This is a genomic window from Deltaproteobacteria bacterium (assembly GCA_016930875.1).
Lineage (GTDB): Bacteria > Desulfobacterota > Desulfobacteria > Desulfobacterales.
The window spans coordinates 1-12,619 of the sequence record JAFGFW010000115.1 but is presented as its reverse complement, the minus strand read 5'-3'; the positions used below and the strand labels follow the sequence as shown (position 1 = coordinate 12,619).

Genomic DNA, 12,619 nt, shown 5'->3' with positions numbered 1-12,619 from the left:
TGGACCTGCACGCTTAGCATATTACGATGTTTCAAACTGGAGCTGTGCTTGTTCCCACGTTCTGCGTGGGAACGCACTATGGTCCCGGGGCTGACAGACGGGGTTCTTATGAAGTCGTCAAGAAAGCTCTGACCTGTGAAGCCATTTGCTCATCAGTGAAAGCGTTGATACGCATGGCGTGTCGATAGCAGGTGGCTGCGCACACTCCGCAACCTTTGCAAGCCACATCGATAACCTCTACCTTTCGTCCATCTTGTGCCTCGACGATCCTTAAGGCTTTAAAGGGACATAACGCCACACAGAGGCCGCATCCCCGACATGCCTCTTCGTTTACACGGGCGATGACACTTTCGCTGATGATAGAATCCTGACAGAGAACTGCCCCTGCCCGGGCCGCTGCCGCCTGTGCCTGGGCAATGCTCTCCTCAATCGGTTTGGGATAATGCGCCAGGCCGCAGACAAAGACGCCATCAGTTGCAAAGTCTACGGGCCTAAGCTTCATGTGGACTTCCAGCAGGAAATTGTCCTGACTCAGAGGCACCTTGAAGAGCTGGGCCAGTTCCTCCAGGCCGCGGGTGTAGATGGCACTGGCCAGGGTGACAAAGTCCGGCTTGATGGTGATTGGCCGGCCCAGCACGTGATCAGTCACAGTGATCTCCAGGCCGCCTCCCTCGGTTTCTTTGACAACGGGCTTGTTATGAAGCTCGTAGCGAATAAAAATCACACCCCGCCGGCGGGCTTTTCTGTAAAGATCCTCACGCTCCCCGTAGGTTCTAATGTCCCTGTAAAGGATGTAGACATCCATATCCGGGTTCCGTTCCTTAAGCTCCAAGGCCTTTTGAATCGAAAAGGTGCAGCAGATCTTGCTGCAGTGAGGACGTTCAGGTTCCCTGGAACCCACACACTGGATGAAGACCGCACTGGCTGCGTTTTTTACAAGATCGCTGTCCCATGCCTTATCAAGATCGTGCCAACGCAAGACCCGCTCGTTCTTGCCATAGAGGTATTCATCCGGTTTGATGGAATGGGCGCCCGTTGCAAGCACCACTACCCCGTGCTCGATCTTCTTGGCGTCCCCTGTCCCATTCAGGGCGATGGTGGTTTGGAAGTTGCCAATAGAACCGGATGCCTCCTTGACCTTGGTATTGAGATAGACCTCAACGTTCTCGTGACCGGTTACGTCATCAACCAGTTTGCTCACGTACTCCGGTATGCTTTCGCCCTTCCAGGTGTTCTTTAACTTCAGGGCGTGGCCTCCGAGGCGATCCTTCTCCTCGACAATGTGTACCTTGAATCCCTGCTGGGCCAGGTCAAGGGTACACACCATTCCGGCCACACCGCCACCTACGACCAAAGCAGCCGGTGTAACCGGCGCCGAGGTCATGGATAAAGGCTCGATGAGTGAGGCCCGGGAAACTGCCATCCGTACCAGGTCCTTGGCCTTTTGAGTGGCAGCACCAGGATCTCCGGAATGTACCCAGGAGCACTGGTCGCGGATATTGGCCTGCTCGTAGAGGTATTTGTTCAGACCGCTATTACGCAAAGTCTCCTGGAAGAGAGGCTCATGGGTGCGAGGCGAGCAGGCGGCCACCACAACCCGGTTGAGATTTTCTTCCTTGATTACCTCAACCAATTGCTTCAGGGCATCCTGGGAACAGGAAAAGAGGTTTTCCTGCACATAGACCACATTCTCAACTGTTTTGGCGTATTGGGCTACTTCAGGGACATTGACCACGCCAGCTATATTTACACCGCAGTTGCAGACAAAAACTCCAATTCTTGGCGGTTTCTCTGAGACGTCTCTTTCCTCGGGGAAAATCTTCTCCTTCACCAGTGTGTTGCGCACGGGCGCCAATACGGATGCTGCGGCACCTGCGGCTGCCGAGGCTTCCATTACGGAATAGGGGATATCTTTGGGGCCCTGGAAGGCGCCGCAGGCATAGATCCCGGGTATGGATGTACTTACAGGAGCAAAGCTGCTGGTCTTGGCAAATTTGTAATGATTAAGCTCGATCCCGAGCCTTTCTGCCAGTTCTGCCACACCAGCCGAAGGCTCAAGGCCGACAGAAAGCGCCACCATGTCGAACGCTTCCTGTCGCACTTTGCCATCTTCGGTTACGTAGCGAATCTGCAAGTTATCCGAACCAGGCACCGGGTCAATGCTGTGTACCCGACACCTCACAAAACGCACGCCTTTTCCCCTGGCATGGTTGTAATACTGCTCGAACTCCTTGCCACAGGTGCGCATATCCATGAAAAAGATGGCTGTCTCCAGGCCATTTTTGGAATGCTCCTTTGCAACAAGGGCCTGTTTGATTGCGTACATGCAGCAAACGCTTGAGCAGTAACCATTATTAGAAAAGTTGATGTCCCGTGAGCCCACGCACTGGAGCCAGGCGATCTTTCTGGGCTTCTTGTCGTCCGAAGGACGTATGAGGCGGCCCTGGAAAGGGCCAGAGGCGGAAAGGATGCGTTCTAACTCGGTGCTCGTGACTATGTTTGGAAAGATCCCATAACCATATCTTGACAACACGTCGTTACTTGTGCGACCAAACCCGACAGCGAGTATGACTCCGCCCACATTGATCTCTATGTCCTGGGCCTGCTGTCTGAAATCGATGGCCTTGGCCTGGCAGACTCTCTCACACTGTTTGCATTCCTGATTTGTTAGAAAGAGACAGGCCTTGGGATCCACATGAAAGGCCGCTGGTATGGCTTGCTGGTAATCGATGTGTACGGCCTTGGTTTGGCAAAGCCCTTGGTTATAGTCATCTGTGATGGGAACCGGACAATAATCGGCACACGTCCTGCAGGCCGTGCATCGATCCTGATCCACATAGCGGGGCAGGCGATGTACCGTGGCAGTGAAGTTGCCTGCTTTTCCCTGGAGGGATGAGAGTTCTGCCTTTGTGATGATCTCAATGTTTGGAGACCGACCGGCCTCCACCAATTTCGGAGACACGATTCAGATGGCACATTCATTGGTTGGAAACGTCTTGTCAAGTTGCGCCATGGCTCCGCCAATGGAAGCCTTTTTTTCCACGAGATAGACGTAGAAGCCCAGATCAGCCAAATCCAGGGAGGCCTGAATGCCTGCAATCCCGCCGCCAACGACCATCACTGCGCCAACGATATTATGATTTTTGTTGATGTAATTCATATGACAACACTGTCGAATTGAGGAATTAAGGGATTAATTCCTCAATCCCTAAATCTTCAGTCATCTATCAGCTCTAAGGCTCCTGAATTGCACCAGCGCACGCAGGAGGGGTTGGGGGGGATGCCGCAGAAGTCACACTTCAGGGGAAAGCCTGTGTCTGCTTCGATGAAAAAGGGTTTCTGAGGACAGGATGCCCGGCAGAGCAAACACATGTCGTAGACTTGATCGCCTACTTTTATGTTAAGCTTTGAGGTGCAGGCCGCATCCACAAAGGGACCGGCAATTACGGGGAAAAAAACATTGCCTTCACGAAAAACACGAATTCGGGCCCTTCGGGGATTCGCTACTCCGGTCACATGATTCAGAGAGCAGGCTATCTCACAATGCCTGCAACCAGTGCATTTGTTATGGTCGATTTTTATTCTTGGCATGGTAATATTTCAGAAAAAGATTTTGGGGTTATCGATTTTGTCAGGAAATGTGACTTCCTGCTCTATTCCAAACAAATACTGGATGCTGGCCACTGGATGCTGGATGTTGCTTTTCACTCTATTCCTGACTGTTATGACCCCTTTCCACGGATTGAATGAACAGATTCAGTTTTTTGCCAAGAACTTCCAGCTTATCATGAATTGCTTCGTGCATTGCTTTGTCCGTTAGTGATTCAGTTTCATAAAGCGTTTCCAAGTGATCGATAGTTTCATCATTTGAGGCAATTGCATAGGTTAGAAATCGTATGAATTCCTGCTTGTATCTTCGCCTGCCACAGCCTTCGACAATCGTTGATTTCACGGATTTTATTGACCGGCGAATCTGAGATCCTTCTTCGAACATCTCAAACTTGGGTAATTTCGTGAGCGTCATTTTATGGACGTCGATCACCAACTCCCGTGCTAATTGCCAAATTTTCAAATTCTTATAACTCATTCTATCGCTGTCCTATCCAATCCAGCATCCAGATTAGAGTCCCAAAGCCTTTAAGGTTTCAGTCAGCGGTTGACCCCTCTCGCTCCAACCCCGAAGCTCATAGTACGCGGGAAGCATTTCGTCCACTTTGCTTACTTGCCCCTGAGCCGGACCATCCTGGATCGGTTCATCAAAGAATCTGCCGGGGAGTGTGTCATGAGTATGGTCAAATCCAGCCCAGATATTAAACAGCCTTTCCTGGTTCCAGATCCGGTCTCCAATCCTCAAGAGATCTTCCGCACGGTACTCAGTGCCTAAGCAACTGTTGATCATGGGGACGAAATTATTAAACTTGAGCCCCATCAGTGTCCAGTTGCAAAGACCAAGGGAGTCCATGATAGCAGTCATATCCTGGTATTGTTTTACCAGTTCAGGTTTGCCCTCCGTACTCCAGGGATCCAATCCCTCGTGCACATTCAACACCTCCTCAAAAAAGGTGTATGCGTAAAGATGATGGGGTCCGTAATTGCATGTGGCAAAATGGAGACCCATGCCCTGAATACACCTGGGATCAAAAGGGGCCACGGGCATTCCCTTGACGCCCATAAAGCGTTTCGACTGGCCATATTCCTTGGCCAGGGCATCTCCCCCTTTTCCTATTCTCTTGGCATGCCCCTTTTTTGTGGCCATAAGCGTCAAGGCCTGAAGGAGATCTTCTCCTTGTCCAAACCTTAATTCAAGCTTAAGGGCGTCTCTGTCAGTAAACCCTTTTTCCACCAATTCCATGGCTGTAGCCACGGTCCCTCCTGCTGCTATGGGATCCAGGCCCATTTCGGCGCAGATCATATTGGCCAATCCAATGGTGGTCAGGTCGGTGACACCACAGTTCAGCCCAAGGGCTCCGATAGCCAGATAAGTGGGCGCCATGCCTTTAGCTCTAAAAAGGGGATTACTCACGTCGGTCTTCTTGATGCAGGCGATGGGGCAGGCAAAACACCCCCTGCTTCTCAAGGCAAAGGCGTTGGACAGGGCCTCGGTCCCGATATCCTTTGATTCCGGAAAAGCGGCCGCCTGAAAATTTCTGTAAGGGAGTACCCCCTTTTGATAACAGATGCCTGTAAAAAAGGCGGATCCCCAGGCCCGCATGGATTGTGAGGTAAAGGGGGCGCTATTTAACTTATTGATCAGGTTGGTGACTACCCGCACAAACCGATCACCGTCTGCTACTGACAGGGAATGGCTTCCTTTAACAGCAATGGCTTTAAGGTTTTTGGAACCCATGACCGCGCCAATTCCGGCCCCGCCAACGGACAGAAAGCCGTCATTTACGATGTTCGCCAATGGGACTGATTTCTCACCAGCCGGACCTATAGATACCAGATATGTTTCCCTGGCCGCCCACTTGTCCTCCAGACTCTTTTTGAACACTACTTCTGTTTCCGATGTAGTGCGGCCCCACGATTCAAGGGCTGGCCGGATGTTGATTTTATTGTCCAGGATGGACAGGATCACCGGGGATTCAGCCTTCCCTTCAATGATGATCATGTCCAACCCGGCGAACTTGAGTTCTGCCCCAAAGTGACCTCGCATCTTGGCGCAGGCAATGGCGCCGGATAGCGCGCTCTTTGTTACAGCATTACAGGAAGCCCCTGTAACGGCGCCTGTGCCCACCAGCGGACCGGAAACAAAGATCAACTTGTTTTCCGGCCCAAGGGGGTCAGTTTTGGGGTCCACCTCGTCCGACAATACCTTCACACCGAGGCCCCGGCCGCCCACGAACTTGCCTAGCAGTTCAGGGTCTATTTCTTCAACCGAGTGTTTACCTTTGGACAGATTCACCCGAAGGCAACGACCGGTACAACCATACATAAAATAACCTCACTAGTGGTCCTTATGAGCCAAGGACTTCAAAAAGGAGTCAGGTTTTTGTAACACACTCTTGTGCAAGAGATAAGCAGATACTGTATGCTGGTCTCTGGATACTGGATGAAACCCTGGCCCAGACCTGTGGATCGCGAGCTTGATAGCCCGCGTGCAGCAGGAAGCGCCAAGGTGGGCAAGGAATGCCATTTTCTTATCCATCCAGAATCGAGTATCCAGCATCCAGTATCGCGAAGCCTCGTCGTTTTGAGGCGGAGCTTCCTAGGCTGCTCCCTTAAGCCACTCCACGGTCTTTTCTTTCAGGGCCTGGTCATAGCCAAAGACCACACATGCCGTACGGCAGCTTCCGCAGCCAATACACTTGTCGGTATCTACATATATGGAGCCTTGCTGATCTATGATCGCATGCACAGCGCAGACGGGCTCGGCAAAACAGGACTTGCAGTTGTGTTTGCAGATGATATTTAACATATTAATACCCTCCGTTGTATCCCAAGATCTTTTCTACCTCTACGGCATCACTTTCCATCACATAGTCGATGCCGGATACTTCTGCCGCTTCTTTCGTAAGGGCTACAAGGTCATTGCGATCAATGTACTGAAGGGCAAACTTCCTGGCCCCTGCCATGAATTGCTGCAGCCCTTGTTTCATTCTGTCGATGTAAGAATACATGCCAATGGCCCCTGGAGGGAGTTTAGCAAAATCACTGCCGAATCGTTTTTTGAGCTCGGCGCCTACAGCAAAGAGCCTGACGTATCCTTCGCTTGGATCTTCGCCTTCGTCTTCCATCTTTTCTGCCATCAATCGGCCATGCGTCTTTCCCACCATGGCTGCCGTCAACATGGCCCTTCCAAGGCAAATCGCCTTTACGTGAGGGGCTCCCAGGGCAATCGCCTTGAATATATGGTCTTCCAGAGAAAGCCCGCCGGCAATAGCGATGGGCGGAATATAGGCCCCTTTTGCTTTAAGCTTTTCACACATCTGATAGGCCAAACACTCCAGTTGGACCGTGGGGATGCCCCATTCGTTCATCATACGCCACGGGCTCATCCCCGTGCCTCCACCGGCCCCATCTATGGTTAGAAGATCGATCTTCGCATCAGAAGAATACTTGATGGCCCGGGCGAGATCACTCGGCCGATAGGCCCCGGTTTTCAACGTGACGTATTTGGCGCCCACGCTCCGGAGACGTTCTACCTCTTTATGGAAGGCATCTTCATCAACCATGCCGAGGCGGGAATGACGCTCAAATTCCGAAATACCACCAGCCTTAAAGGCCTCCTGGACAGCGGGATTCGTGGGATCCGGAAGCACTATGTAGCCACGCTCCTTGAGTTGAAGGGCCCGCTTTATGGAGGAGAGTTTGACCTCGCCGCCAATGTCCTTTGCGCCCTGGCCCCATTTCAGTTCAAAGATTTCCATACCCAGCTTTTCAATTACATATTCGGGTACGCCCAGCTTAGTGTCTTCCACGTTAGCCTGGATGATAATGCCTCCTGTGCCGTCATACCAATCCTTGAACGCCTTGATCCTACGTTCCATTTCAGGGGATTTCGATATTTTCCCATTACTGAATTCGGCCTGTGGGTCCATACCGCAGATGTTTTCTCCGGCTACCACGATTACACCGGATATGGCCGCGCCAACAGCAGCCTCTGTCCAGTTGATCCGGGCAATGTCAGTAGATCCAACGGCCCCTGTGAACACCGGAAAATTTAGCTTGATGCTCCCGTCAGCGCCAAGGGCAGTAGTGGTATCCACAGCTGGAAACGTGGCCTTGTCCGGATCAGCCTCGACCCCTACGGCGCCGACTGCCGTGCCCTGAATATTGAAATGGGAAAAATCTGCAGGATAATCCTTTTCAGAGCCGGCTGTGATTTTTCCAAAGGGGATAGGATAAAGGACCTCTCTTCCCTTGAGCGCCGAGCGCCCGATTTCACACGGCCCTTCGCATCCATCCACACAGGTCACACAGATTCCGGAACCAGGAGCCGGGTCTAATCTGGTGGTAGTTAGGGTTGCTGCACTTCGATTCGGTTTGCTAAATGACATTGCCTGTTCCTCCTTTAATTTATTGTAGCCGTTCAGGGAGTCACTAACTCTGCTGTATCATTGTTCAATATCCGGGGAGTCATTGCGAGCAAAGCAATCTCCTGCTTAATCTACAAGGATTGCTTCGTCGCTACGCTCCTCGCAATGACAACAGACGCAGCCCGTGAACGGTTACAATTTATTTTTTCGACAAAAAAAAGTCCAACTCTCCCCATGGGACGGTTGGACGTCGCTGTCGTCGTTTGAGAAATACGCCGTTGTATCTCTCAAGCTAATGTGTATTTTTATGCGAAAACCTCTCTCATGTCAAGGGTTTTGTAATCTCATATCTCTTCTGTCAACACAATCGCTTCGCAGATCTCTTTCATCGATTTGCGGGTATCCATGCTCCGTTTTTGAATCCAACGGTAGGCGTCCGGTCCGCTCAGACCCCGGCGCGTCATTAATATGTCTTTGGCACGTTCGATCAGCTTTCTGGTTTCCAGCTCCTCCTGAATCACTTTGGTTTTTACTATCAACTCGGTATTCTCTATGGCAACTGCCGCCTCATTGGCCACGGTGATCAAGACATTTCTTTCAGTTTCCGTAAACTCATGGGTATATGATGTGTAGCAGTTGATTACGCCGATAACCCTGTCCTTTACCACCATGGGCACACTGAGCATTGACACCAGTCCCTCTTTTCTGGCCAACTCCTTTTCCTTGTAGTCGGACTCTTCCAGCACATTTAGAACCGACCTGGGCTGGCGAGAACGAGCAACCTGCCCCACAATCCCTTCCCCCATTTTCAGAGAACGCTCCGTCAGATAATCTTCGCTTATACTCTGGGTGGCACGCAGTTTGAGGGTGTTATCGCTGTTATCCAAGAGCCAGAGGGCGCATATCTTTGAGCGCATAGTCTCGGCCGTCACGGTGACCACAAGCCGGAGGATGTCCTCAATATACCGGTCAGACGTGATCGCCTTGCTGATCTTCGTTAGGGCTTCTATATGTTTTTCAAAAGATTGGTCTCCCTTCATAAGTTTACCTTTTCCCCATTCATTATACTCTCGGGACTTTTTCTTAAGGCTTCAAGTACTTATAACATTTACCGGCAAGTTGTCAATAACCTGAGGGGTTCTGGTCAGATGAACAGTAGCCAGTGCCTGAACATAAACGGATCTTGAGACACTGGGCACTGGCGTCAGTCTCCAGTTCAGTCCGCCTGAGGCGGATTCGCAAGGTCAAGGAAATCAAGGGATTGCGCGGAGGCGTACATTGGTACGCCGCACAAGCGATCCCGCAGATTGATCCGCCGGAGGCGGAGAAAAGGGCCATTTCTGGATGGAAACTAGCTAGAACAATCGAGGGAGTATGTATGGGAACAATTGGGCATTACTGACATTGCCTATCTTCTTGCTTGCCAATTTCGTGCTTACACCTGCGTTCGTTAAAATGGAGACGGACATCAGGAAAACAGCCGCCACGATGCCGACCAGGGTAATCCACTTTCTATCAGGATGTTCTTTGATAAGAGGACGGTGGTCTTCGTACACGGGTTTTCGCCTCTCACCCCTTCTCCTGTCACAAAATTCAGGATAGGCAGGATTTCGATAGCGGGGATCAATGTGTTTGCGTCGATCCTTGCCGCTTCGCCGCTGCTTGCAAGGGCGCCTGTCGCCCGTATTTTCTCTTTGTATGAGCAAATGCTTTCCTCAGAAAAGGATATCGCACGGTGCAGCAACGCAGGGCTCCGTCATTGTCGAAGGTAGTCCAGTGAAATCATCGAGATTGTCGCCGGATTTATTTTTGACGTTGCCGTATGTGGCAATGTGTCTCGATCGCCTTGCAGACACCTATGTGCATCCGTTGTGCCGAAAGATGGGAAAGGGGTGGAAAAGTTTCGGTGTGGATACGGATAGCTAACTATTTCGATTGATTAGTCGCCGTCCGAAAAACTCATGCCTTCCTGATGTAGAGAGGGACCGAGGTGGGTACAGTGCAAAAATTTCCCGGTTTTTCTTCATAGGTGGTAAGTTTTTCTTGCGTGTGCGTGATTCGTGTCCGTCTTTCTTGCAAACACGTACACGGCTATACACGGACACTCTGACTGGTACAACATTACCAAAATCAAAAGAAAGGCCGCTTCCTACAAAGCGGCTACCTCCTTGTTTTCCCCTGCTAGGCACGAGACGGGATTTGAACCCGTGAAAACCCCGCACGGGGCGTGGCCTCGCGGGCGGTGTGGCACGACTGTGGCGCTAGTAATGGGTCAAAATATCTCCAACTCCTTCATCGGAGTTTTCACAACTCTTGGCAGAAACCCGGCCACCAAGACCTGTACAGGATTATAGCAGCCTAACTACGGAGCTCAGAGCCAATATGTTGCGTAAACCAGAGAGGCATCACACAACGCCTAGTACGTTTATCAATTTTTTTGACGAACGCCTAACCTGCTTTTATTGCACTTGATTTTCCCATAAAATGATGTTAAATGTTTATCCCTAATTAGCCTTTGCGTAATAACCCCTGATGGTGTCCTGCGAGGAAAGCAACAGTGTATTGCGCTTTTTTTGGATTATCGGAAAAGCCTTTTGATGTCACGATGAACCCGAAATTTCTTTACCTTAACTCAGGACATCGTGAGGCGCTCTCGGCCTTGACCTGCGCGATTGGCGAGCGACGTGGCTTGATAACGATTGTGGGTGACCTGGGCGCTGGCAAAACGACACTGCTCAAGACGATGCTGGGCAAGCTCAATGAGAAAACCAAGGTAGCTTACATTTCCAATACCACCATGACCTTTGAGGAAATACTGGCGATGGCCTTGGTAGATCTGGGCATAGCAGAGCCAGATGAGGGTCTGTCTAAAGTCGAGGCATCGCATCGGCTGAACGATTTTGCGATCCAGCAACTGGCAAGAGGTGGCAACGTGGCGCTGATGGTGGACGAGGCCCAGAATCTCGACGGCTCCGCTATGGAAAACCTGCTGCTCCTTTCCAACCAAGAATATCACAGGCATAAACTGATCCAAGTCGTCCTCTGCGGACTGCCTAAACTCGACGACAAGCTGAAACAAGCTGAAGCGCCTCCTGTCGATGATTCGGTGAGTGTGAAACGACGTATCACCCCTCTGAATGAAAAAGAAACATATGAGTACATCCAGCATTACCTTGACGTGGCAGATTATACGGCCCCGTCTCTCTTCACCCGCAGAGCTCAACGGTTGGTCTGGCAACACTCTAGGGGGGTACCCCGCAATATCAATACCCTTTGCGACAATGCCCTCCTGACTGCGTATGCACTGGGAGAGCGAAAAATCAAGGCACGTGTAGTCAAAAAAGCCTGTGGAGATCTCTGTTGGAAGTCCTCTTTTTTGTCTAGTTGTAGCCAAGCGACCTTTTCCCTAGAGGAGTCCGACCCTCAGTTAAAGCGCGGTATATCTCATGCTCGGTTTGCCTTCGCTGCAAGCCTGATGCTCGCCGTCTGCGTCTTTTTTGTTATTGGGCTTCTCGTGGCAAATTACCGGCTTAAGGTGGAGAGCGCTGATCCCCTTCCAGGTCATCCCACAATCCGAGTCGGCAGTCCAAGCCAGTCGAATGGTCCCCATAAATCCTGGGCTCTGGGGCAGCAAGTCGCTCATCGACAGACCTCAATGGTTCCTCTGGTTGCCATGGCAAGGTTGTCGGATGAAAAGATTAAACATGACAAGGATGCGGTGAGGCCACATATTTACGAACACCGGAGATCTGCCGGAGTGTTGTTGGAAACTAAGAAAGGTGAGTCTTCGGTGAATACTGAGGCAGCTTACGGAGATAAGAATGAATCTCCTGACGGAAACACGTGGCAGGTCAATTTTAAAAAGAAAGCGGACACGACGTTGAAACATAGTATTTTGTCTAAGGAAAAACCCGATGAAAAAGCGACCAGCGCTGCCGCCTGTGTGCCAGATTTGAAGAAGGATGCTGCCAAAGCCGGAAACGTGGTTATCCAGGTGGGGTCCTTTCGGGAAAGGGCAACGGCCGAGCGTTTGGTAAGGTTGCTTGAAAAAAAAGGATATGATGTTTATTTGGAGATACGAACTCTAAAAAATCTGGGGCTTTTCCACCGTGTTCGTCTCCAGGGCTATGCAAGTGTTGCAGCAGCCAGGACAGAAATGCCACCTCTCAGAAAGCAAGGGTTCAATGACGCCTTTATCTCAAGCCTGTAGCCCCAGCAGGATTATCGCACTATGTGATGGAAAGTCACGTTTGCCCGTTCCTTAATGAGTGTCCTATCCAGGCGGTCTCTCTCGGCATCCGTGAAGTGGGTGTGAGTATCCGTCAAGATGTCGCCAGAAAGTCTGACAGGATTTAGGATATTGTTCACAGATCTATAAGAAAATCCTCTTGTTGTCTTCGTAAAGCTGCTGGCAAGATTATCTTGGACGGGTTGACAGTTACGTCGGGCATGATATCAGAATGACATCGGACTAGGGCTTGTGTACTTCGAGGCGGGGGGGATGGTTAGATATCTATAATGAAATCCGGCGATAAGCTTGTATAACGTGTGGCAAGAAATTGGGTATAAAGCACAAAAAGGCAAACCTCAGAACCCACCTATTCTCGCTACAATAATCACTATTTATTATCCAGATTCCT

The 12,619-nt window shown here is 50.7% G+C and carries 9 protein-coding genes; 1 reads left to right on the top strand and 8 read right to left on the bottom strand.

What is annotated here, in order from left to right:
* Nucleotides 1-106 precede the first annotated feature (106 nt).
* The 8 genes from JW883_10335 to JW883_10300 form a co-directional block, all read right to left on the bottom strand.
* Entirely contained in the window at nt 107-3,160 is a 3,054-nt protein-coding gene (locus tag JW883_10335; GenBank protein MBN1842663.1) for a CoB--CoM heterodisulfide reductase iron-sulfur subunit A family protein, read from the bottom strand.
* Nucleotides 3,161-3,216: 56 nt separating this feature from the next.
* Complete coding sequence (locus JW883_10330; GenBank protein ID MBN1842662.1) at nt 3,217-3,591, bottom strand: hypothetical protein; 375 nt, start codon at nt 3,589-3,591, stop codon at nt 3,217-3,219.
* Nucleotides 3,592-3,709: 118 nt separating this feature from the next.
* Nucleotides 3,710-4,087, bottom strand: coding sequence for a four helix bundle protein (locus JW883_10325; GenBank protein ID MBN1842661.1), 378 nt, complete (start codon nt 4,085-4,087; stop codon nt 3,710-3,712).
* A 33-nt stretch (nt 4,088-4,120) separates the two neighbouring features.
* Nucleotides 4,121-5,935, bottom strand: a complete 1,815-nt coding sequence (locus JW883_10320; GenBank protein ID MBN1842660.1) for an aldehyde ferredoxin oxidoreductase family protein — start codon at nt 5,933-5,935, stop codon at nt 4,121-4,123.
* 273 nt (nt 5,936-6,208) lie between these two features.
* A complete protein-coding gene (locus JW883_10315; protein ID MBN1842659.1) occupies nt 6,209-6,418 on the bottom strand; it encodes a 4Fe-4S binding protein in 210 nt (69 codons plus the stop codon).
* 1 nt (nt 6,419) lies between these two features.
* Complete coding sequence (locus tag JW883_10310) at nt 6,420-8,000, bottom strand: FMN-binding glutamate synthase family protein (protein MBN1842658.1); 1,581 nt, start codon at nt 7,998-8,000, stop codon at nt 6,420-6,422.
* A 323-nt stretch (nt 8,001-8,323) separates the two neighbouring features.
* Nucleotides 8,324-9,019, bottom strand: a complete 696-nt coding sequence (locus JW883_10305) for a GAF and ANTAR domain-containing protein (GenBank protein MBN1842657.1) — start codon at nt 9,017-9,019, stop codon at nt 8,324-8,326.
* Between the two features lie 315 nt (nt 9,020-9,334).
* Nucleotides 9,335-9,685, bottom strand: coding sequence for a hypothetical protein (locus tag JW883_10300; protein ID MBN1842656.1), 351 nt, complete (start codon nt 9,683-9,685; stop codon nt 9,335-9,337).
* Between the two features lie 899 nt (nt 9,686-10,584).
* Between JW883_10300 and JW883_10295 the strand changes: the two genes are divergently transcribed.
* Nucleotides 10,585-12,189 carry an AAA family ATPase gene (locus JW883_10295; GenBank protein ID MBN1842655.1) on the top strand — a complete coding sequence of 535 codons (1,605 nt, stop codon included), beginning with the start codon at nt 10,585-10,587 and terminating at the stop codon, nt 12,187-12,189.
* The last annotated feature ends 430 nt before the right edge of the window (nt 12,190-12,619 follow it).